This is a genomic window from Bifidobacterium angulatum DSM 20098 = JCM 7096 (assembly GCF_001025155.1).
GTDB classification, from domain to species: Bacteria; Actinomycetota; Actinomycetes; order Actinomycetales; family Bifidobacteriaceae; genus Bifidobacterium; species Bifidobacterium angulatum.
Genome location: NZ_AP012322.1, coordinates 1,126,346 through 1,149,110 on the forward strand (window position 1 = coordinate 1,126,346; position 22,765 = coordinate 1,149,110).

The 22,765-nt window shown below is 60.2% G+C and carries 18 protein-coding genes and 2 pseudogenes; 9 read left to right on the forward strand and 11 right to left on the reverse strand.

What is annotated here, in order from left to right:
* Positions 1 to 386 precede the first annotated feature (386 nt).
* From BBAG_RS04560 to BBAG_RS04570, 3 genes are all read left to right on the forward strand, one after another.
* Complete coding sequence (locus BBAG_RS04560; protein WP_003826523.1) at positions 387 to 902, forward strand: NAD(P)H-dependent oxidoreductase; 516 nt, start codon at positions 387 to 389, stop codon at positions 900 to 902.
* Between the two features lie 148 nt (positions 903 to 1,050).
* Positions 1,051 to 1,974, forward strand: a complete 924-nt coding sequence (locus BBAG_RS04565) for a DUF3737 family protein (protein ID WP_033508257.1) — start codon at positions 1,051 to 1,053, stop codon at positions 1,972 to 1,974.
* A 10-nt stretch (positions 1,975 to 1,984) separates the two neighbouring features.
* Positions 1,985 to 3,169, forward strand: coding sequence for a MalY/PatB family protein (locus BBAG_RS04570; RefSeq protein ID WP_033508114.1), 1,185 nt, complete (start codon positions 1,985 to 1,987; stop codon positions 3,167 to 3,169).
* A 21-nt stretch (positions 3,170 to 3,190) separates the two neighbouring features.
* Here the strand turns inward: BBAG_RS04570 and BBAG_RS04575 are convergent, their stop codons facing one another.
* A complete protein-coding gene (locus BBAG_RS04575; RefSeq protein ID WP_033508112.1) occupies positions 3,191 to 4,084 on the reverse strand; it encodes a LysR family transcriptional regulator in 894 nt (297 codons plus the stop codon).
* A 138-nt stretch (positions 4,085 to 4,222) separates the two neighbouring features.
* On the opposite strand from BBAG_RS04575, the gene BBAG_RS04580 reads away from it, so the two are divergent.
* Complete coding sequence (locus tag BBAG_RS04580) at positions 4,223 to 5,059, forward strand: SDR family NAD(P)-dependent oxidoreductase (RefSeq protein ID WP_033508110.1); 837 nt, start codon at positions 4,223 to 4,225, stop codon at positions 5,057 to 5,059.
* Here the strand turns inward: BBAG_RS04580 and BBAG_RS04585 are convergent.
* Positions 5,013 to 6,803 (reverse strand): 1-deoxy-D-xylulose-5-phosphate synthase, encoded by a 1,791-nt coding sequence (locus tag BBAG_RS04585; RefSeq protein WP_003826530.1) that lies wholly within the window; start codon positions 6,801 to 6,803, stop codon positions 5,013 to 5,015. The two genes, BBAG_RS04580 and BBAG_RS04585, sit on opposite strands and share 47 nt — an antisense overlap.
* 553 nt (positions 6,804 to 7,356) lie before the next feature.
* Here BBAG_RS04585 and zwf point away from each other — a divergent pair.
* From zwf to pgl, 3 genes are read left to right on the forward strand one after another with little or no spacing between them, the layout of a single operon-like run.
* On the forward strand, positions 7,357 to 8,916 hold the full coding sequence (gene zwf, locus BBAG_RS04590) for a glucose-6-phosphate dehydrogenase (protein WP_003826534.1): 1,560 nt from the start codon (positions 7,357 to 7,359) through the stop codon (positions 8,914 to 8,916).
* Positions 8,913 to 9,860, forward strand: coding sequence for a glucose-6-phosphate dehydrogenase assembly protein OpcA (locus BBAG_RS04595; RefSeq protein WP_033508255.1), 948 nt, complete (start codon positions 8,913 to 8,915; stop codon positions 9,858 to 9,860). Before zwf ends, BBAG_RS04595 begins: the two co-directional genes overlap by 4 nt.
* 56 nt (positions 9,861 to 9,916) lie before the next feature.
* Positions 9,917 to 10,708, forward strand: coding sequence for a 6-phosphogluconolactonase (gene pgl / locus BBAG_RS04600; RefSeq protein ID WP_003826537.1), 792 nt, complete (start codon positions 9,917 to 9,919; stop codon positions 10,706 to 10,708).
* Between the two features lie 167 nt (positions 10,709 to 10,875).
* On the opposite strand, the pseudogene BBAG_RS08735 reads toward pgl, so the two are convergent.
* The 9 genes and pseudogenes from BBAG_RS08735 to BBAG_RS04645 form a co-directional block, all read right to left on the reverse strand.
* A pseudogene (locus BBAG_RS08735) lies at positions 10,876 to 10,974 on the reverse strand (IS3 family transposase); the annotation flags it as partial.
* 180 nt (positions 10,975 to 11,154) lie between these two features.
* On the reverse strand, positions 11,155 to 13,524 hold the full coding sequence (locus BBAG_RS04610) for an alpha-L-arabinofuranosidase C-terminal domain-containing protein (protein WP_047750110.1): 2,370 nt from the start codon (positions 13,522 to 13,524) through the stop codon (positions 11,155 to 11,157).
* Between the two features lie 58 nt (positions 13,525 to 13,582).
* Positions 13,583 to 14,053: a hypothetical protein gene (locus BBAG_RS04615; RefSeq protein WP_003826542.1), complete on the reverse strand. Its 471-nt coding sequence runs from the start codon at positions 14,051 to 14,053 to the stop codon at positions 13,583 to 13,585.
* A gap of 118 nt (positions 14,054 to 14,171) precedes the next feature.
* The gene (locus BBAG_RS04620) at positions 14,172 to 15,065 is read right to left on the reverse strand and encodes a carbohydrate ABC transporter permease (RefSeq protein WP_033508106.1); all 894 of its coding nucleotides are present in this window, start codon (positions 15,063 to 15,065) and stop codon (positions 14,172 to 14,174) included.
* 2 nt (positions 15,066 to 15,067) lie between these two features.
* Positions 15,068 to 15,982 (reverse strand): carbohydrate ABC transporter permease, encoded by a 915-nt coding sequence (locus BBAG_RS04625; protein WP_231855841.1) that lies wholly within the window; start codon positions 15,980 to 15,982, stop codon positions 15,068 to 15,070.
* Entirely contained in the window at positions 15,982 to 17,256 is a 1,275-nt protein-coding gene (locus tag BBAG_RS04630) for an ABC transporter substrate-binding protein (protein ID WP_003826547.1), read from the reverse strand. Before BBAG_RS04630 ends, BBAG_RS04625 begins: the two co-directional genes overlap by 1 nt.
* Before the next feature lie 226 nt (positions 17,257 to 17,482).
* Positions 17,483 to 18,499 (reverse strand): glycoside hydrolase family 43 protein, encoded by a 1,017-nt coding sequence (locus BBAG_RS04635; protein WP_003826549.1) that lies wholly within the window; start codon positions 18,497 to 18,499, stop codon positions 17,483 to 17,485.
* Between the two features lie 214 nt (positions 18,500 to 18,713).
* Positions 18,714 to 19,787: a LacI family DNA-binding transcriptional regulator gene (locus BBAG_RS04640; RefSeq protein ID WP_003826550.1), complete on the reverse strand. Its 1,074-nt coding sequence runs from the start codon at positions 19,785 to 19,787 to the stop codon at positions 18,714 to 18,716.
* Between the two features lie 56 nt (positions 19,788 to 19,843).
* A complete protein-coding gene (locus BBAG_RS04645; protein ID WP_003826551.1) occupies positions 19,844 to 21,955 on the reverse strand; it encodes a family 43 glycosylhydrolase in 2,112 nt (703 codons plus the stop codon).
* A gap of 11 nt (positions 21,956 to 21,966) precedes the next feature.
* Between BBAG_RS04645 and BBAG_RS08575 the strand changes: the two genes are divergently transcribed.
* Complete coding sequence (locus tag BBAG_RS08575) at positions 21,967 to 22,386, forward strand: hypothetical protein (protein ID WP_167555752.1); 420 nt, start codon at positions 21,967 to 21,969, stop codon at positions 22,384 to 22,386.
* A pseudogene (locus tag BBAG_RS08290) lies at positions 22,376 to 22,716 on the forward strand (ABC transporter ATP-binding protein); the annotation flags it as partial. The gene BBAG_RS08575 and the pseudogene BBAG_RS08290, both read left to right, overlap by 11 nt.
* Positions 22,717 to 22,765 lie beyond the last annotated feature (49 nt).

The window sequence follows — 22,765 nt, forward strand, 5'->3', positions numbered from 1 at the left end:
ACCGCGAAGGCTTTTCTCCTTGATGGCTATGGAACAGCGTAAGTCGACCAATCGTATTGCCGTGTTACTTCTCACGATATGGAATGTGTGGGGTTGGCTGTGTGGTGGGGTTAGAACACGAGTTGGATGAGTAGCATGTAGTCTGGGCAATGCGGTTGTGAGGGCTTTGATGACGCACGTTGTGCTTTTGCGCGCGTTCGAGGCCAAGTGTCTGCTCCTTTCCGGCATGTCTGTGGGTTTTTGTTTGGTCTTCGGTCATCTTAGGTTGGCCGTTTTCGTTAAACGCCTTCACTGGTATCGGCGTCGTTTATGACATCTTATGCTCCGAGCGTAGGTGAGGGGTTTTATCATGCTGCTTATCGAAAACCTTTGAGGAAGGAGTATGGATGAAGACGCTTGTTCTGGTGTTCCACCCGCATTTGGAGAAGTCGAAGGTCAATCGCAGGCTCATGGATATCGCCAATGAGACGGGCGATGTGACGGTGGTTGACGAGTATGCCGCGTACCCGGATTTCCGGATCAATGCGGAGCGTGAGCAGGAGCTGATCGAAACGCATGACCGTATTGTGCTGCAGTTCCCGTTCTACTGGTACAGCTCCCCTGCGTTGCTCAAGCAGTGGGAGGATGCCGTGCTGAAGGCCGGTTGGGCGTATGCCGGCGGTCGTGCGTTGGAGGGTAAGGAGTTCATGGTGGCGGTGTCCACTGGTTCTCCGGCCGAATCGTATACGCGCGAGGGGTCCCATGTGCGCACCATGGAGGAGCTGCTGTCGCCGTTCGAGACCACGTTCCGTCATACGCATGCCACATATTTGAAGCCGTTCCTTATCCAGGGTGTGGCCACTGCCACCGACGAGCAGATTGATGCCGCCGTGGCCAAGTATCCGGCGGCGCTTACCGCCTGACCGATCCGGCCGTCCGCCTCGGCCATCTCGGCTATACCGGCGTTGCCGCTGTAGCTGGAAGCAATGGGGAGTCATGTTCGTTTGGAAGGAACATGACTCCCCGTTTGACTTCAAGTACTTGAAGTTTCTATTTTATGCAACGGAACATATGAAGGAGCACATGTTGAACAGCATCCAAGACACCACTGATACCACTGACACCGATGGCATGACCGAGATCCGGCAAGCGTTTCTCACCGGCGAGCGCGCCGAGTTCTTTGCGCGGAAGCGTCGGTATGTCGATACTGTTTTCGCCGATGGCGAGTCGCCGTTGAAGCATGCGTGTGATATCGAGCTGGTGGAGAGTTCGTTCAAGTGGAAGTATCCGTTGTGGTATTGCCGGAATGTGGTGGCGCGTGATTGCACGTGGTTCGAGATGGGGCGTGCCGGCGTGTGGTATACGGATCATATTGTGGTTGAGGATTCGACGATCGAGGCGCCGAAGAATTTCCGCCGCTGTCATGATGTGGTGTTGCGTAATGTGGATTTTCCCAATGCCGAGGAGACGTTGTGGTCGTGCAGTGGTGTGCGTTTGGAGAATGTGAGCGCGCATGGCGATTATCTGGCGATGAACTGCGCGGATGTGAAGGCCGATAATCTGCGTCTGGTGGGTAATTATCCATTCGATGGCGCGCATGACGTGGAGATCTCTCATTCCCGGCTGATTTCGAAGGATTGCTTCTGGAACTGTGAGAACGTGACGGTGCGTGACTCGTTCATTTCGGGCGAGTACTTGGCGTGGAATTCGCGCAACGTGACGTTCGAGAACTGCACGATTGAGAGTCTGCAGGGATTGTGTTATGTGGATAATCTGGTGTTGCGCAACTGCCGTCTGATCAATACGACGCTGGCGTTCGAGTATTCCACGGTGGATGCGGATGTGCGTGGCACGATCGACAGCGTGCTCAATCCGAGTGCAGGCATGATCCGGGCCGATGCGATCGGCGAATTGACGCTTGACCCGGAAAGGGTCGATCCGTCGGCGACGACGATCGTGACCGCGGCAACGGCACGGAATGCTTCGCAGCAGTAGGATTACCGTCATGACCTATGATTTCGATACTCCGATTGACCGTTCCGGCACCTACTCGCTCAAATGGGAGGAGGCGGGAGATGCGCTGCCTATGTGGGTGGCGGATATGGATTTCCAGACCGCGCCGGAGATCCGCAAGGCGCTGCGCCGGCGCGTCGAGCATGGTGTGTTCGGCTATTCGATCGTGCCATCCGAGTGGAACCGGGCGTATGTGGACTGGTGGGGCAGGCGGCATGGCCTCGCCGTTGATCCGCAATGGCTGGTGTTCTGCACCGGTGTGGTGCCGGCGATTTCCAGCATGGTCAGGAAACTCACCACGCCGAACGAGAACGTGCTCATCCAGACGCCGGTCTACAACATCTTCTTCAATTCGATTCTCAACAACGGCTGTCGGGTGCTCGAATCCCCGCTTGTCTACGACGGCGAGGGCCATTATGCGATCGATTGGACCGATCTTGAGGCGAAGCTCGCCGACCCGCAGACCACGTTGATGATCCTATGCAACCCGCACAATCCAATCGACCGCATCTGGGATCGCGAGACCCTGGAGCGTATCGGAGAGCTGTGCTGGGAGCATCATGTGACGGTGATCAGCGACGAGATCCACTGCGATCTGACCGACCCGGGTTTCGCATACGTGCCGTTCGCCTCGGTGAGCGAGCATTGCGCGATGAACTCGGTGACCTGCATGGCACCGACCAAGACCTTCAACATCGCGGGGCTCAACTCCGCGGCCGTGATGATTCCGGATCCGGTGTTGCGACACAAGGTGTGGAGGGCGCTGAACACCGACGAGGTGGCCGAGCCGAACGCGTTCGCCATGAGTGCCACACTGGCCGCGTTCACCGAAGGCGAACCATGGTTGGACGAACTGCGCGCCTACCTGGCCGGCAACAAGACGGTCGCACGCTCGATGTTCGACGAATACAACGCCTCCGCGCCAGCCGGCCGACGCATCATCATGGTCGAAGGCCACGCCACCTACCTGCTGTGGGTCGACTGCTCGGCCATCACGCATGACACCGACGCGTTGTGCGACTATCTGAAACATGAGTGCAAGGTAATGTTCTCGCAAGGCTCCGAATACGGTGGCAACGGCCATGACTTCGTGCGTATCAACGTGGCCTGCCCCCGCGCACGCATGGTCGAAGGGCTCACTCGCTTCCTCGAAGGGCTGAACACGTACCACGCCTAGCGGGCAAGCCACGGCAGCGGCCTATTCGCCGGGTTCGCTCGCCACTTCGCGCACACAGTCGAGGAATGCCCGGGCCGGCGGGGTGAGTGGCTGATTCTTCTTCCACGCCATGCTCAGCGAAGCGCGCAACACCGGTTCGAGCGGGCGGAACGTCAGCCCGCTGCGCTCGCCGGTGTCGATCAGACCTTCGAGCGACAGCGCGCAACCGTAGCCTGCTCGCACGAACCGGCTGGCGTTATAGGTCAGGTTCATGGTGCCGATGATATCGAACGGCCGCAGATTCACGCCATACCAGCCCGACAGGTCACGTCTGACGAGCGCCCCCTTGGGTATGATCAACGGCAGGTCCTGCAGGTCGTCCGGCGTTATACCGTTTTTTACGGCCAACGGATGATCCGGGCGCATCAGCAGCCCCATACGGTCGCCTCCCGGCAACGGCAGATGGTCGTAGCGGCTCATATCGGACGGCTGCACCAGTACGCCGAAGTCGGCAAGCCCGTTGTCAAGCCGTTCCACGATGTTCTCCCCATAATCGTCGTGCAGCTGGATGCGTACGCCGAGGTGCAGTTCGCGCACGCGCACAGCAGCCTTGGCCAGCACGTCCATGACCACGGATTGCGCCGCGGCCACATGCACGTCGCCCTCGATATCCTCGCCCGAGGCGATCTCCGACCTGGTGCGGTCGGCGAGCTCCACGATCTCACATGCGCGACGGTACAGCAGCCGCCCCTCATGCGTCAGTTCCAGAGGCCGACCGCGGGTACCGCGTATGAACAGCATCGCCCCCATTTCGCTCTCAAGCCCTTTGATCTGACGCGACAGAGCCGGCTGGCTGACACGCAACACGTCGGCGGCGGCGGTGACACCCTCCTCCTGCACCACCGCGATGAAATTACGCAGCGTACGGATTTCCATACCCCTCTCCACCTCCACAAATACATGCAACGCCCGCATCCCATACTATCGCCCGACCGCATTGCGCCATCGATCCCCTGCTCCCGGCCCGACGCCTCTACACTGGAAGCAACGGCACTCATCGACGGCGAGGTTGATATGGCATACGCACTCATCACCGGGGCATCCAGCGGCATCGGCCGCGAACTGGCGTCACTGTTCGCGGCAAACGGCTACGACATAGTGATCACGGCGCGGAGCCAAGAACGCCTCAACACCGTACAAACCGCATTGAAACAGCAATACCAGGTGCGGGTCGTGGTATTCGCCGCCGATCTGAGCGAACCGGACGCACCGCAAAGGCTGCATGACTTCACCACGTCACATGGAATCTCCATCGAATATCTGGTCAACAACGCCGGCTTCGCGGATTGGACCGGATATCTCGATGCCGATTGGAGCCGCCAACAGGAAATGATGCGTCTCAACATGGAGGCGCTCGCCGAACTCACCTACCGCTATGGCCGCGACATGCGCCGCGCCGGGCACGGCAGAATCCTCAACATATCATCGGTCGCCTCGATGATGGCCGGCCCCTACATGGCGGTCTACTTCGCCTCGAAGGCGTTCGTGCGCTCGCTGTCGGAAGCCGTAGCCTACGAGCTACGCGATACGGGTGTGACGGTGACCTGCGTATGCCCCGGGCCGACCACCACCGGTTTCGCCAAGGCCGCCAACATGCACGGACGCAACTTCTTCACCATGACCAGGCCGGCCAGCGCACACCAGTTGGCGGCATACGCCTACCGCAGGATGATGCGCGGCACCACACTCGCCTACCATGGCCCACTCACCAGGGCGGGCGCACTTGCGGAACGACTGCTCCCTCGAGCCGTCACCCGCCGGCTCGCCGCGTTCATGAACGGCGGCGAGCCGAATACCCGATCCGTCAGCGCAACACCTCAAGCACATCCTGAACAATCTGCTCAGGATTGAGACGGTAACGCGCATACAGCGTCTCCGTGGGCTCACGGTCGGTGAGTTCCTTATGCGCGCCATAGGTGAGCACCTTCATATCGGAGGAGCCGTAGTAGGCGGCGATGCGCTCGCCGAAGCCACCGACCAAGGCGCCGTCCTCCAGTGTCACGACCACGTCATGGTCGTCCTTCAACACGCCGAGCGCGGCGACATCGAGGTCGGAGTAGACGCGCGGGTCGATCACGGTGGCGCCAATGCCTGACTGCGCCAGCGTCTCGCGCACCTTGAGACCCAATGGCAGGAAGTTGCCGAGTGCGAGGATCGCGACCTTGGCCCCCTTCACGATGGTGCGGTATTTCAGATCGCCATCGGTGAACGGCGCGGCCACGGGCTCCTCCGGCGTGAGCGCGAGATCGGTTTCACGGGTCAGGGTGCCGGGTTCGGCGATCACGACAGGCCTGCCAGCATGGTCGATGGACCAGTCGAGCATGGCCAGATACTCCTCCTTAGTCGCCGGCGCGAGACCGGTCAGGCCGGGGATGGTGTTCGTCATGGCGATGTCGAAGATGTTGGAATGCGTATTGTCGCCCGGCCCGATGGCGTCGCCGAACCCTGCCGCGATGATGGTCGCCGCGGTGCCTTGCAACGCCAGATCCTGCTGCAACTGGTCATAGGCGCGCTGCAGGAACGTGGACGTCACCTCATACACGGGCTTGCCGCCCGCCTTGGCGATGCCGGAGATCGCCGCCACCGCATGCTGTTCGGCGATGCCGACGTCCACGAACTGGTCGCCCGCCTGCTCACGCTCCTTCGGGCCGAACCCGCCGTTGCCCGGCGTGCCAGCGGACAGCACCACCACGCGCCTGTCTCGCTTCATCTTGTTCAACAGGTAGTCGCGGGACACACTCGCGTAATCCTCCACCGGTCCGGCCTCTACCATGGCGTCCTGCACGGATTGTGGCAGCATCCAGTGCCCGGATTCCTTCGCCTCGCGCGTGGCGTTCACTCGCTCCAGGCCATGTCCCTTGTCGGTGTGAATGTGCACCACCACCGGATGGTCGATGTCCTTGACTTCGACGAGCGCGTCGATCAGCGCGTTGGCATCGTTGCCGTCCTCCACATACCGGTAGTCGAGACCGAAATCACGGAACAGGTTGTGCTCGGATGCGCCGTTGGTGGCGCGCAGTTCGGCAAGCCCCTTGTAGATGCCGCCGTGGTTCGGAGCGATGGACATCTCGTTGTCGTTGACGATGATGATGAGGTTGGTGGTCATCTCGCCCGCGTTGTCGAGGCCTTCGAGCGCTTCGCCTTCGCTGAGCGAGCCGTCGCCGATGAACGCGATGACGTTCTCCGTGCGCCCGCACAGGTCACGCCCCTTGGCCATGCCCACCGCCATGGAGATGGAAGTGCCGGTGTGCCCTACCACGAAATGGTCGTGTTCGCTTTCCTGCGGGCTCGTATAGCCGGAAAGGTCGTGGTAGTGGGCCGGGTCGAGGAACGCCTGTTTGCGCCCGGTCAGGATCTTATGTGTGTAGGACTGGTGCGACACGTCCCAGATGAACTTGTCCTTGGGCGAATCGAACACGTAATGCATGGCGATGGTCGCCTCCACCACACCCAGGTTCGGCCCCATGTGGCCGCCCGTGACGCCGACCTTGGTGATGAGCGCCTGCCTGATCTCGTCGGCGAGCGCCGGCAGTTGGCTACGGTCGAGGGTTTTGAGGTCGGCTGGTCCGTTGATGTTATCGAGATAGTGCGTCATGGATTGGTTCCGTTCCTTCCCTGTGTTGTTTTACTCGTGGATCGCCAATCACGTCGTTATGGCAGCGGTCGTTTGCGTTTTTACGGTAGAACTTCGAGTCGACTTGAAGTCAAACGGCATGTTCGCCCGTAGCGAACTGTGCGGCCGCTTATGCGTCGGCTGGTTTCGTGACGGGCCGCTTGGATGGACGGTAGTAGAGCGGTGCGCCGCCGATGAACAGGTTGAGTCTGGTGACGGGCGCATTGATGTCGGCCCGCACATGCCATTGCCTTCATGCAGGGATTGCGGCGATCCGTTCGCCTGTTTCAGGAATGGCGACGCGAGGAGCTACTTCAATACGCGAATATCCATCATCCACTCCCCTGCATCCACTCCCCTGACTTGAGTCCATATCGTTCCTCCAATCAGCCTAGGCGACCAGTGGACTATACGGACTGCGATGCTGTTCGCTTTTCCCACGGAATCGTTACGTTCTCGCCGGGAAACACGACAACGCATGCGACATGCGGATTATCGCAGCATCGGGTGCGGTCATGGGGCTAGTATGTGTCGCATGACTCAAACCGTTTCAACCGCATTCGACACGGACTCGTGGTCGAACCCGCTGCGCGACCCTCGCGATCTGCGTCTGCCGCGCATCGCAGGCCCATGCAGCATCGTGATCTTCGGCGTGACCGGCGATCTGTCCCGCAAGAAGCTGCTTCCCGCAATCTATGATCTGGCCAACCGCGGCCTGCTGCCGCCGAGCTTCGGTCTGACGGGGTTCGCACGCCGTGACTGGACCGAAGACCATTTCAAGGATTTCGTCAAGGAGAACGTGCAGGCGCACTGCCGCACGCCGTTCAAGGAATCGACCTGGAAGCAGCTTGCCTCGGGCATCCGCTTCGTGCAGGGCACCTTCGACGACCCGCAGGCATTCGAACGCCTGTCCGACACCGTGGCCGAGCTTGACCGCGACCGCGGTACGCGCGGCAATCACGCGTTCTACATGTCCGTGCCGCCGCGCGCCTTCCCGCAGGTCTCCCGTCAGCTGGCCGACTGCGGCCTAGCGAAATCCTCACAGGGCGCATGGCGCCGTGTCATCATCGAAAAGCCGTTCGGCCACGACCTGGCCAGCGCCAAGGAGCTCGACCGCGTGGTCTCCGAAGTGTTCGACCCGTCGAGCGTGTTCCGCATCGACCATTATCTGGGCAAGGAGACCGTGCAGAACATCCTGGCGTTGCGTTTCGCCAATGCCATGTACGAGCCGATCTGGAACAACAACTACGTCGACCATGTGCAGATCACGCATGCCGAGGACATCGGCGTGGCGGGACGTGCCGGCTACTACGACGGCATCGGCGCCGCGCGAGACATCATCCAGAACCATCTGCTGCAGCTCATGGCATTGACCGCCATGGAGGAGCCCGTCTCCTTCTCCGCCGCCGACCTGACCGCCGAGAAGACCAAGGTGCTTTCCGCCGTCCGCCTGCCCAAGGATCTGGCTGCGCACACCGCGCGAGGCCAGTACGCCGCCGGCTGGCAGGGTTCGCACGAGGTGGTCGGCTATCTGGACGAGAAGGGCATCGACCCCGAGTCCACCACCGAGACCTATGCCGCGATTCGCCTGGACGTCGACACCCGCCGCTGGGCCGGCGTGCCGTTCTATCTGCGTACCGGCAAACGCCTGGGCAAGCGCGTCACGGAAATCGCCGTGGTGTTCAAACGCGCCCCGCACCTGCCGTTCGAATCGACCGCCACCAAGGAGCTCGGCAAGAACGCCATCGTGATCCGCGTGCAGCCCGACGAGGGCGTGACCATGCGTTTCGGCGCGAAGGTGCCGGGCGGCACGTCGATGGAGGTGCGCGATGTGTCGATGGACTTCGGCTACGGCCGTTCGTTCACCGAATCCTCGCCCGAGGCCTACGAACGTCTGATCCTCGATGTGCTGCTGGGCGACCCGCCGCTGTTCCCCACCACAGAGGAGGTCAACCTCTCGTGGAAGATCCTCGACCCGATCGAGGAGTTCTGGTCCACGCTCGGCCAGCCGCAACCATACCGTTCCGGCACGTGGGGCCCCGAGGAGGCCGTTGAAATGCTCGCCCGCGATGGACACCGTTGGAGGATGCCGTGATCATTACCTTGCAAGACACCGAGACGCGTGAGATCTCGGCGAAAATCGACGAACTGCACGAGGAGCGCGGCGAGGCGGCATTGGGCCGTGTGCTCACCCTGCTCATCTCCACCAATGAGTCCGATCTCGAGCATGATCTCGAGGTAGCCAACAATGCGAGCCGCGAGCACCCCTGCCGTGTGATCGCGGTCGCGCCAAGCAGCCGCAAGATCACGCCTGAAGAGGAGCATCCCACCTTCCTCGACGCCGAGATCCGTTTTGGCTCCGACGCCGGCGCGGGAGAGATCATCGTGCTGCGCCCACGCGGCGGGCTGGTTCGCCATGCCGACACCCTGGTGATCCCGTTGCTCGTACCCGACGCGCCGGTGGTGGCGTGGTGGCCGAACGAAGCGCCGGCGAACCTGTCGAAGGATCTGCTCGGATCCATGGCCAGCAGCCGCATCACCGACGCGATGCATTCCTCGAACCCGCAGCGCACGATGGACGATCTGCGCCGCAACCGCTCCGCCAAAGACGTGGACATGTCGTGGACGCGTCTGACCATATGGCGCGCGATGATCGCCTCGATGCTCGACCAGCCGCCGCACCTGCCGGTGAGCAATGTGCGCGTGACCGGGCAGAAGGACTACCTGCCGTTGGATCTGCTGGCCGCATGGCTGCGCCTGCGGCTGAACGTGCCGGTGATGATCGAGGAGGATCCGAACGCCACCGCCGTCACCGGCGTGTACCTGACGCGCGGCGACGGCGTGCTGAGCCTGGAACGCCCCTCCACGGACGACGGGTTCGCCGTGATCAGCGTGCCCGGCCAGTCGCCGCAGACCATCAGCGTACCCGCGCGAACGCTTGAGGAATGCCTGAGCGAGGAGCTTGGGCGCCTCTACCCCGACGAGATCTACAGCGAGGTCGTCTCGCAAGGCTTGGAGCTCGTCAAGCCCAAGCGGTAGTCGGCGTGCCAAAGCCGATACCGCTTGTATCAAGAACGTCTATCAAAGGAACAAACGTGACAGAACGCAAGACCATCGTCTATCCGAACCCGCAGGTGCTGGCCGAGGCCGTGGCCGCACGCACGCTGCTGACCATCATCGACCTGCTGGCCGAACCGGGGCGGACCCGCGTGGATATCGCCGTGACGGGCGGCACCGACGGCAACCGTGTATTCGCCGCGACGAATGCCAGTCCGTTGAACGATGCCGTGGACTGGAGCCGCGTGCACGTGTGGTGGGGCGACGAACGCTTCGTGGCGGCCGATGACGACGACCGCAATGCGAAGCAGGCTCGCGAAGCCTGGTACGGTGCGCTTGTGGAAGATGGACGCATGCCTGCCGGGAACGTCCATGCGATGCCTGCCGACACCCGTAGCGCCACCGAGATTGCGGCGGCCTCCCCCGAACAGACCGATGCGGTGCTGGCCGAAGCCGCCGCCGAATACCAGCGTGAGCTGACTGCGCAGCTGGGAGAAAATCCGGCATTGGATATCGCAATGTTCGGCATGGGACCGGACGCGCATTTCGCATCCTTGTTCCCCGACCATGGCGAATCCGAGATCGCCGACCCCCACGTACTGGTGGCGGGCGTGCGCGATTCGCCGAAGCCGCCGCCGCTGCGACTGACGCTGACCGTGCCGATGATCGCCCGTTCGAAGCACACGTGGGTGTTCACCTCCGAAGAGCGCAAGGCGGGCGCGGTCAAGGCCGCCTTCGCCCAGCGGAACAACCCGCACGCCCCAAGCTCCTACGCCGACGGCGAGGAACTGCTTTGGCTCATCGACAGTGGCGCCGCCTCCGAACTGTAATTCTCTAAACAGTTTCCAGCGGCGGAAATCGACTCTGATGGGAAAGCCCCGCAATGCACTGAACTGCGCCCCGTTTGTTGGACGTTGTTAATTAGGATACAGCCCTAGACCGCGAGGGACATGCTCCGGAACTCCTCCGGGGCGTGTCCCTCGAGTCGTATCTGGCGCCGTCTGGCGAGCGTGTCCTTGCCGGCTCCGGCCTTGATGAGTTCCAGCGCCTCGCGCCGGAACCCGTCGTCGTAACGTCTCCTTCGATCCTCACGCATACGAAAGAACCGCACCTCCGATCATCGAATCTGAATTTCTTTCAGTCCAACAATCGGGGTGGCGGTTCACACCACGCATTGCGGGGCTTTCCCATCAGAACGTCACACAGACGGATGATCGTTTCCGTTGCATCCTCTGGCTTGCATCAGGCGGATTTGGTTCCGCAAACTGCCATCCGCCTAGTCGCCGATGACGATGGTGGAGAACGACCAGGCCGGCGCAGCATAGACTCCACCGGTTAGATCCACCACGGTTTTGACTGGGCTGGTGGGCGATTCCTCGCCGGCCCGACCGGCATACGGGTCTTCGCCCGTCAGAATGGTGGCTGTCGCACCCGCCGCGGACTCCGAGGAGACGTCCAATGCGGCAAGAATCCGGCTGATATCCACTTCGGCCGGTTCAGCCATGGCATTGACCACACGCACATAGGTCTCCCCTCGTTCGCCGCTACGCGATACGGTGATGGTGCGTCTTGGCTCGTCTTTGGTCTCCGTTCCTTCGGCGACAAGCGTTCCATCGATGTACAGCTTCATGGACTGTCCACGATCCGCTATCTCGACGTGCATACGCCATGTAGTGCCCGGCTGCACGTCGTTCATGGACCATTCGGTGCCGCCGAGCGCGTAAGCGGTGCCATCACGTACCACTTTCACTTCATGGCCGCGCCCCAGGGAAGTGACATTATGGTTCTTCCCGTCGATGTCCCCGCTGACGAACTGTATGCCCCACTTACCTTCGTAATACACCACCGTCGCATCGATGCAGTACGAATCGGCATGCAGATCGACGGGCAAGTCCATGGTGCTGCCCCGGTACTGCACATCGCCGAGTTCGACCCGCGCCCCAGACGCGGTGGTGACGACGAGATCATTCAAATCGGCTCTTGCACCGCCCTCGACGCGTAGCCTGATGCCGTCCGGCAGGTTGCGGCGGAACGTGGTCGCCCCTTCCACACCGACTGGCCACGCGGTGTCTGCGGTGGTAGCGGCGTACATCTGCTGCACCCAGTAGCTATACGGCAGATAGGTGCGTTCGTTGTCGAAGTAGATGAGATCCGGATCCCAGCTGTGATGACCGTTTTTTGCGAACAACGGGGCATAGGAGGCCATGGCCACCACGTCGCCGTTGAGTTCCATACGGCCCATGAAGGCCGCTTCGGACAGGCCGTTGATGAGCTGCGTATCCCAAGAGCCGTATTCGCCGAGATAGACCTTCGGCCCCTTTCTCTCGATATGGTCGTAGTGGTCGAGATTGTGGAACCACCAGCTGGACGACTGGTAGGAATGCTCGTCCACAATCGGGATGCCGGCTTCACGCGCATACCGCCAGCCTGCTTCATAATCCGGGCCGCTGGGCGCCGTGCCGACGGTGCCGACGACGACGATGTCGGGATAGGCGGCTTTGACCGCATCGAAGATCTGCTGGAAACGGTTCTTGAACACATCATCGATGAGGTCCTCATTGCCGATGCCCAGGTATTCGAGTGCGAATGGCTCCGGATGACCCATGGCGGCTCGTTTGGCACCCCATTCGGTGGTTTCGGCGTCTCCGTTGCAGAATTCGATGAGATGCAGTACCTCATCGATGTAGGCGGGCATATCCTCCTGGGCGACTGGCACCGGCCCCTGGCTGGTGTTCTGGCAGCTTACCGCGGCGGGCAGCACCGGCAACGGCTTGGCACCAATGGTCTCGCACAGGCACAGGTATTCGTAGTAGCCGATGCGGAACGACTGATGGTAGCCCCACAAGTTGAAGTTGTGCGGTCGATGCTCCACCGGCCCGATGGTGCGATCCCAGTGGTACATGTTATCCATGCCGAGACCGTGGGTGATGCAGCCGCCCGGGAAGCGCATGAACCTCGGGTGCAGATCGGCAAGGGCCTTCACCAGGTCAGGACGGAAGTGCTTGAGCCCCCGGTACGTGGTGCGCGGCTCAAGGGTGACGAAATCGAGATCCACAACGCCTTCGGCCCCGAAGCTCAGTCGCAGAGCACCCTGTCTGGCCACCACCGAACCGGGTTCCGCCCCCGTGCCGTCGCTGTTCGCCGGCACGGTCAGCGACGCTTCGCATTTCGTCCATGCCGCATGTTCAATGTCGATGGTGGTTTCGGCGATGCTGTCGCCGTCATCGTTGCGCAGCGATACGGTCAACGGCACCGCCACACCGGACTGCAGGCGCAGCCAGGCGGAGAAATCATAGGTCTCCCCCGCTCGGAACACCATGCCGTCCCAGCCGGTGTTGTCCAACGCAGCCGGGGCGTGTTCGATCTCGATGCTCGCATAATGCGGGTTTTCGATCGCCACCGGATCGCCGTCACGCACGCAGAAAGCCGCAAACGATCCCTCCGGCACGATCTTGCGCCAGAAGCTGTAGCTGCTCCAATCCACATTGTCAGCACGGCAGTATTCGAAGGCTCCGTTCTGCACGAGATCGGCGTTGAGACCACCGTCGCCGGAATAGCTGATGTCTTCGAAGAAGATGCCCCACAGGTCGGTGCTGATGTTGCGTACGCCCGCCTTATCGAGCGTTGCAATGAGTTTGTCAGTCATGTACTGTCCTTTGCGTTTCCGTATGTTGTTTTGAATACTGTGAATAACCGTCGTGTCGCTATCTGCGGACCTGAATCGCTTTACGAATCGCATCCTGCTGCGCGGCAACGGCCTTGTTGCGGGCAAGATAGATCGCCAGAGTGACGGAATACAATGCGAGTCCGATCAGATCCATGGTTCCGAGGGAGAAGACCATGACAATCACCAGCCAGATGATCACCCACCGATTGACGGTTCCCGGAGCGAGGCAACGCATGGCCGTGATGAGACTGACGATGCCAACGATCAGCACCAGCAGAGCGTAGATATTTGTCACCGTCGAAGCGTTGTCCACCGCGGAATAGTCCGTCTGCAGCATGCCGTTGCGTTCCAGCACATCGTATGCCCGCCCCTTGAACCAGCTGCCGAACATGAACAGCGTGACAGACGCCATGATCACGTTATAGGAGGCGGCAACGATCATCAGCACCCGTTCGGCCTTACGTGCCAACGGGGCCGGCAGGCAAGCGCCATTGCTTTGCGAATTCATAGTGTTCCTTTCCGTTTGCCGACTTGGCGATACTATCATTTCAACGATGGAAAAGGGAAGGATTGGGACTGCTCGTTTCCGATAGCAGACCCAATCCTTGTGCCATATCCGAAGCGGCTCAGCCCTTCAGACCGGAAGTGATGTTCAGCGACTGCAGGAAGTACCGCTGCGCGAACAGGAACAGCAGGAGCGTCGGGACTATGGCCATGCAGGTGGCCGCCATCAGGGAGCCCATCTGGTTGTACTGGCCCATCTGGTTGCTCAGCAGCTGCAGACCTGCCGTGACCGGCATCTTGTTGATGTCGTTGAACACCAAGGTCGGCCACAGGAAGTCGTTCCAGGCGCCGGTGAAGCTGAACAGGAAAATGACGATCAGGATCGGGCGAATGGCCGGCAGCATGATGCGGGTGAAGATCTGGAAGTCGGAGGCGCCGTCGATCTCGGCCGCCTCATCCAGTTCCTTCGGGATGCCCTTCATGAAGTTGCGCACCAAGAAGATGTTCGCCACGTTGCCCAGACCCGGCACGATGCAGGCCCAGTAGGTGTTGACCCAGCCCAGGGAGGCGATGATGCGGTACTGCGGGATCATGTTGACCACGGCGGGGAACATCGAGATGAGCAGCAGGACGAAGAAAATCGTGTCACGGTATTTGAAGTTCAGTCGCGAGTAGCCGAAACCGGCGAGTGCGACGATGCACACGGACAGCACCGCGAACACGGTCGAGATGACCAGCGAGTTGCCGAGCCAGTTCAGGACCGGGTAACTGGCGGACGCCTCGATCAGCGTCACGTAGTTGTCGAGCACCCACTTCGCCGGCAGGAAGTTGAACGCGTTGGAGGTGAATTCGGCGACCGACTTGAACGATGTCGTCACGGTGTAGATCACCGGCAGGAGCCATACGACCGCCAGCACGATGAGCAGCACATAGACCGCGATCAGCGAAGGGCTTATTTTCTTCGTTTTGTTTTCTGGAATTACCGGACGCGAGGCTTGCATTGTTGCAGCGGACATCGTCAGTCCTCCTTGTTCATGAAGATGAGCTGGATTGCGGCAATGGCCATCAGGATGATGCCCAACAGCAATGCCATTGCGGAAGCCATGCCTGCGGCTGCAGGACCGGCGGGGAATGCGAGGTTTCGAATATCCATCAGCAGCACCTGCGTCTGGTAGTTCGGCCCGCCGTTGGTCAGCATGACCGGCTGGCCCCACACGTTGAACGCACCGGTGGTGGTCATGATGGTGGTGTAAAACAGCGGCAGCTTGATCTCCGGCAGAGTGATGGAGAAGAAGATCCTGATAGGACCCGCACCGTCCACCTTTGCCGCCTCGTACAGGCTTTCGTCCACACCGGACAGCGCGGAACGGTAGATGACGAGGTTGCCGCCGATGCCAGCCCACAGCACAAGCACGAAGATGGTGATCCATGCGTATGGGTTATTGCCCAGCCAGTTGATGTCGGTGTGGAAGGTGGTGTTCAGCAGACCGAACTGGGAGTTGAAGACCATGCGCCAGACCAGTGCGCCGGCGGCGATGGAGATCAGACCGGGGATGTAGAAGATTGCTTGGAACAGCCCGGCGCCCTTGAGTCCCTTTTTGCCGAGCGCCACGGCAAGCAGCAGCGGCACGATGATGGTCAGCGGCACGCTGATCAGCACGAAGATCAGGGTATGCCAGAGGTCACGCCAGAAGATCGAGTAGAAGTAGGTGCTGGGATCGAAGATCTTCGCGAAGTTCTGCAGCCCGACGAATTGCGGAGAGCCGACCATGTTCCAACGGGTGAATGCCAGCCCGATGCCGAAGATAATCGGGATGATGCCGAACACCGCGAAGATGATGAAGTGCGGTGCGATGTACGGCAGAGCATGCCAGATGGAGTTTTTGCGTTTCATGGATGATGCTGCGGATCCGATCGTAGATGTTTTGCTCATCACGATTCCTCCTGAATCTCGATTTGGCCCTGGGCCATGAGGTCGAGGGTCTTCAGACCTTCCTCAAGACCGACATTGCCGTAGACGATGTCGTTGTATGTGCCCCAACCGGCGGTCGCGTAGCCGCCATACAGATAGTTGGAGGTCTTGATAGCGTCGCGTTCCTTCTTGCCATTGGTGAAGGACGCCTGGATGAGCTTCTGGTACTCCGGATTGTTCAGATCGCGGTAGGCCGGGGAGATGGAGCCGACTTCCGCCCAATCCATCCAGTGCTCGTACACATAGTTGACGAAGTCAGCCGCCGCCGCGGATTTCGCCGCGGAACGATGCGGGTCCTTGAGCTGCATCCAGTTGCACTGGTAGAAGAAGTTCACCGGGTTGTCGGCGTCGTATTGCAGCGTATTGGCCTCGGCGATCTTGTCGGCGCCCAACGTATCGGACATATTGCCCTGCGCCCAGGTGCCAAGCTGCGCGAACACGGCCTTGCCGGAACCGAACGCCTGCTCGCCGTCGACGTCCATCGGGGCCACTACCCCGGTGTCGTATGCGTCCTTGAGCTTCTGCATCGGCTTGCGCCACGCATCTTTGGTCAGGTCGTCCATGTCGTTTTCGAGCGTGCCTCCGGCACCGTACAGCAGCGACATGAACGCCCACGGCAGATTGCCATAGGTCAGACCATACACGTCCTTGGGGAGCTTGCCTTTAAGGCTCTTGATCTCGTCGATGGTCACATAGCCGTCGTCCAGAATGTACTGCAGGTTGTACTTCTTGACCAGCTCCTTGTTATAGTAGATGGCCATCTGATACAGGTACAGCGGAATGCCATAGGTCTTGCCGCCGATGGTGACGCCCTTCCATGTGGCCGGCAGGAAGTTGCTTTCCTTCAGTTCGGGAGCGACCTTCTGCCAGTCGTCCATGGTGTTGAGCAACCCCTGGGACTGCAGCACTGCCGTCTGGAACTGATCGGCGATGATGAGGTCGGGGATGTTCTTGCCGGTCTGCATCACGGAGTAGATCTTCGTGGTCAGATCGTTGCCGTTCATCGGCTGGAACACGACCTTGTACTCGCTATGCTTGTTGTATTCCTTGATGATACGCTGCATGGCCGGGCCGTCATCGCCCACGAGACCATTCCAGAAATACAAAGTCTTACTTTCGCCGGCGGAAGCGGCACCGCAGCCGCCGACCGCAAACACGAGGCCCAGCGATGCGCATACCGCGACCGCGGCCTTTGCGAAGCGCCGCAGTCCCGTAACACGCTTTGAGAGAGACATTGTTACCTTCCTTCTTATTCACGGATCCTCAATGATCCGTTTTACGTTGCCATCCGAGGAGAACACACTCCCCGAACAATTCAGGCACCTACGCCTTTTATAACGTTGTAATTTTGACTATACCGCTTTTTCTATCGTTGTACAAGTTTGTGACACTCCGACAGCATCGGCGGCTTCTCTTGCAATATTCAGTTATGAGCACCACTCGTCGGCATTGCCTGCCAGGTCAACGCGTCGCAGGTGTCCCGGCAAACGGGCCGCCATCGGCCGGCAGTACGTCCGTAGTGGTGGGAGTCCACAGATCATCAGGTTCCGGCACGCCGAAATCCGGGCCGTCCGCGGTCCACCTGACCACCCCGACACGCGCGTGGCGGTTCGGGTCGAACAGCGGGTCGCCCTTGATTTCCGTATAGTTACGGCAGTGGTAGATCATCAGGTCTTCAGTGCCATCCTCGGACTTGGTGAACGAATTGTGCCCTGGGCCATACTGACCGTTCTCGGCGCAGGTCTTGAACACCGGCACCGGGCTCTTGCTCCAGGAAGCCTTGTCCAGCAGGTCGCTGCCACGCTTGGCGGTCAGCAGCCCCACGGCGTATGGAACGCCGGTGCCGGAGGCGGAGTACGTGATGTAGATCTTGTTCCCATGAAGCAGGAAGGCCGGCCCCTCGTTGACCAGGAAGTCGATGCATTCCCAATCGTATTCCGGCTTGGTGAGCATGACGGGCTCGCTGCCCAGCGTCCACGGATTGGCCATCCTTGCGATATACAGGTTGGAGTTGCCCTCGATGGCGGGGTCCTTCTGCGCCCATACCAGATACTGCACGCCATCGATCACTTCGGTGGTGGCGTCGAGTGCGAAGGAATCAATCGGAGTGATGACCTGCCCCTTCTCCACCCAGTTGTCGGAGGTCGGGTCGTCATCGGTGTTCTCCAGCACGAATATGCGGTGCGTCGGCAGGCCGGACGCTTCGAAATCCGTCGCTGCGCCTGCGAAGTAGATGTACCACGCGCCGTTGATGCGATGCAGCTCGGGAGCCCAGATGTAGATGCTCGCCGGACCGGATTCGTGCTTACGCCACACCACCGTCTCGGGGGCCTTTTGCAGATCGTTGATGCTTGACGCATGGCGAATGGCGATGTAATTGTATTCCGGATCTGAAGCGGTGAAATAGTATTCGCCGTTTTCCTTGATTACCCAGGGGTCCGCGCGCTGAAGCACGATCGGATTATGGTAAACACCCATGTTCAGTCCTTTCCAATCCGATGTTCCAGTATTTACAACGTTGAATATATCATTCTTACAACGTTGTAACAACTCGGCGAGTCATTCTGCAGAATTCATATGGCAGAACCGCGTATCCTCGCGCAGCAGCGTCATAGGCTCATGCCACTGCGTGAGGATACCAAAGTGTGAGATTCCGCCGGAAACCGCCTTTACGTGGCGGTTGATGTCCCCTTCAGAAAATCAGGGAGTCGCCCAGTTGCCTAGTGGACTGCCGCACCACCAAAGACGAGGAGACCTTACGGAATATCTTTTTCCCTGGACACCCGGCGTTCGGGTCATGGCCATCGATGCGTTCCTTGAGCACTTTCACCGACAGACGGGCGACCGCTTCAAGCCCAGGCGCAATCGAAGTCAGCGAGGGAGAAAGAAACTGAGAATCATCGGAATTATCAAAACCGACCACGGAAACATCTTCGGGGATGCGCAGACCGCGCATCTGAATCGCATGCATCACACCAGAGGCAAGCATATCGTTCAACGCGACGACGCCGTCAACATCGACTCCGGAATCCAGCAGTGCGTTCATGGCCCTTACGCCGTCGCTGCGGTGCCACATAATCGACGCCGCCACCAATCTATCGTCGAAATCCACGCCGAACTCTTCTAGCGCTTCCAAATATCCCCGATAGCGCAAAGCCGCAGAACCGACCTTCTCCCCCGGATGCACGCCAACTACCGCCACATGCCGGCAGCCGGTCTTCAGCAGATACTGGGTGGCGCGCTTGGCCCCCTCCACGTTCTCCGTGGCGATGTGATCGACGGCATCGGTGAAGATGCGCTCACCGATCAGCACCAACGGATACTCCACGTTCAGCTGGTCGACGTCATCCTGCCCAAGCTCCAGTGGTGAATAGATCAGCCCATCGAGCATCGTCTGTTGAGTGCCGTGCAACGCCTCGAGCTCGCCTTCGCGCGAATACTGCGTCGGCTCCACAATGACACGCAGCCCCACCTTCTTAGCTTCCGCAATGATCAGCGACGACAGCTGCGCGAAATACGGCATCTGCAGATCGGGAATGGCCAGACCGATGATGCCGGTCTGGCCCTTTCGTAGGTTACGTGCCGACATATTCAGCGTATAGCCGAGTTCGGCGATCGCCTTGTTGACCTTGTCTCGCGTGGCCTGCGAAACGAATTCATAATCGTTGACCACATTCGAGACCGTTTTGACCGACATGCCGGCCGCCTTGGCAACGTCCCGCATAGTCACCACATGTTCGACGTTGCCGCCAGTCTTCTTTACCATACCTTTCTCCCTTCCCTACCACCCGCCTCTCGTACAGGCGCCTTTGGCGCCGAATGTCAGCGAGCGGTAATTTCCATCGTTATATCAGCATAACTCGGGTCAAGTTCCTCATCTGACTGCATATCCAAAATCGGCATGCCTTCCGCGGACCAATGCACGCGCCGCACCTGTGCGTCACGACCGCCGTAACACCCGTTCTCATACTCGGCGTTATGGAACACATAAATGAGATTGCCGTCCTCGTCGTGCGACCACATGCCATGACCGGTGCCAAGCTGCCAACGGCCGTTGTACACGCCGGATTTCTGCAGCGGATAATCGAGTTTCGTCCATGCTGCAGGGTCGGTCAAATCGGCATTGGCTCCGGCTGGAGCCGCAACAAGGCCCGTCGTGTAGTCGATGCCGACCAGCGAACCGGAATAGATCAGGAAGATCCTACCCTCGTGGACGATGGCGTTCGGCCCCTCGGCGATCATGTTGTCCCACGCGAATTCCGGTACGACGATCTGCCTGGGCCTGCTGGTGAGCCGCGACGGGCAGGATGGGTCGAAGCCGGCGATCCAGATGCTGCCGACCTGCTGCCACGCGTAGTACCAGCGGCCGGAGTCGGAGATAACGGTCATGTCGAGCGAAATGCGTTGGACGGGGTTAAGCATACCGCCATCCGAATCGAGAATCGGCTCAGGAACCGTCCAGTTCCGAGGCTCGCGCGGATCGAAATCGGTGCCATCGGCATGCTGCTTGAGCTGCATGATATGGCAGCTGCCGGTCCACATGTCGGGTTTGCCGGCGCGGTCGTTCGGCGTGCCATCAGGATTGCGATCCGGCCCGTCGAAACAGGGCATGAACAGAATGCTCAGTTTCCCGCCAATCACATGCAGTTCCGGCGCCCAGAAGCAGCCAGTCATGCGACGGCCTTCCGAATTGAGATCGCCGCACTTGAGCAGATCGATCTCCCGGGCGCGACCGCCGGCCTCGTCGGACAGTGCCTCGATGGAATCCGCGATGCGCAACGGCATGTGGGTGCGGCCCTCATGCGGGTCCACACAATTGCCGTCGGTATCGTCGGTGGCGATGAACATGAACATCGGCTTTCCGTTATAGTTCCATGCGAACACCGAAGGATCGGCCCGTTCCACAGCAAACGGCACCGGATAGATCGTCTGGCGAATGCGGCCTGCAATGGTACGGGTCTGGCCGGCCTCGAATGTTCCTTCGGCGGCTTCGCTGGCCAGGGCTTCAAGCTGCGCCGCGTCCCAGTCCACCGCACGCGTTCCCCGGGAACCATCGCTGTAGGCGAGTTCGGCACGAGTCGCACCCAACGCCAGTATCGAGGCCTTCGCGGCTTCCCCGCGCAAGGCCGAGTCGGCATGTTGCGCCGGAACGGACGCGCCAACGTTGCGGATGCGCCCGAACCGTTCCGTCAAACGCTTCGCTTCCGTTTCGCTGATGGGAATGACATTGCCCGGTACGGCATTGGCGATACCGCAATCGCCGGTATATCGAAGCTCTTGCGGCCGCGCCTCCCGTACGACGTCGAGCAGATCCTCCGAACCTGCCTCCGCCGTGATATCGCCCGTCTGCGCGGCATATGACTCCCCATTGTCTCCGATCCAGGAGATGACGTAGCGATCAAAGGCCGCCTGGTACGCAACAGAGACGCGGTTGACTCCGCTGTCCGTGCGCAACCGCACCAGCCCCAACTGCTCAAACGATGTCAGGTCACGGCTGACCGCCACTAAAAACGCAGATCGTTCGGAGCCATCCGGTGCGCCGCCGCGATCGGTGCGAGTGGCTGCGATGCCGAACCGTCCATCCGCAAGACGGAACAGGAACGGATCCTTCAACGATTTCAGCACGATGTCCACACCCGGCATGACCGCACCGTGGCTTACGGCGTCGGAAGCCTGACGAGGAGCGTCGAACGGGTCGACCGCACAATGCGCCGCGGCGGTGCAGGCGCGCCGAGGTTCTCCAGCTGCCGCCGCGATGGGCACGCCAGCGGCAAAGAAAATGCCGTAATTCTCATTGAGCGGCTGCCATTCGGAATCATCGCCGTTCCCGAAACGCAACGCCAAATGCATGCTGTACGCGATGTCCTCGTTGTTCGCTTCCTCGCGACTGGTGGCTTCACGCGTATAGCACAGCAGGGAATACGTATTCAACATAAGGTTCTCCCTTGATGAGGGTTGATTTACATCGATGTATTATACCGTCTTTTTACATCGTTGTACAGCTCGCCGTGCCTTACGCCTCGCGTCATGCTGGCCTCGACACCACCACCAACAGAACAAGTCGCCAATCCGTCGGCGGCGAAGCAGTGACGAATCACCGCCGCCGCACGCGCCGCGAAACGGTGATGGCACTCATGCAGATGCGCTACCGCCGCTTCGTGATATTCCCGATAAAGACGCCCAGCGCATCGGCGTATTTGCGGAACAGCGGTAGAGACACATCCTGTTCCTCCGCGGTCAATGCTCCAAACGCCCCCCTCGGCCTCGGCCAACGGCTTCATGATGCCGTCGGCGAGCTCCCTGCCGAAAACGGTCAGATAGATGTACTTGTTCTTTTTGTGCCCGTCCTTGCGCGTTCTGGATGAGGGATGCGTAGCCGGAATCGGCACACATGAGCAACTGCTGACCATCGCTCGGGCGATTCTGGCGAATCCGACCATTCTGATTTTGAACGAGGCCACTTCCAGTGGAGACACCCGCACCGAATTGGAGATACAGAAGGCCATGGAGACGCTGATGCGGGCCGGACCAGCGTCATCATCGCGCATCGCCTCTCCACCATTCGGAACGTGGACCGCATCCTTGTAATGAACCACGGAACCATTATCGAGCAGAGCAGCCATGACGAGCCGATCGCAAAACACGGCTTCTATGCCGACCTGTACAACAGCCAATTCGAGGCAACGGCACGCTAGCAATGCATCATGGCACGCTGTTCCCCGAACACCGACGAGACAGAATAAG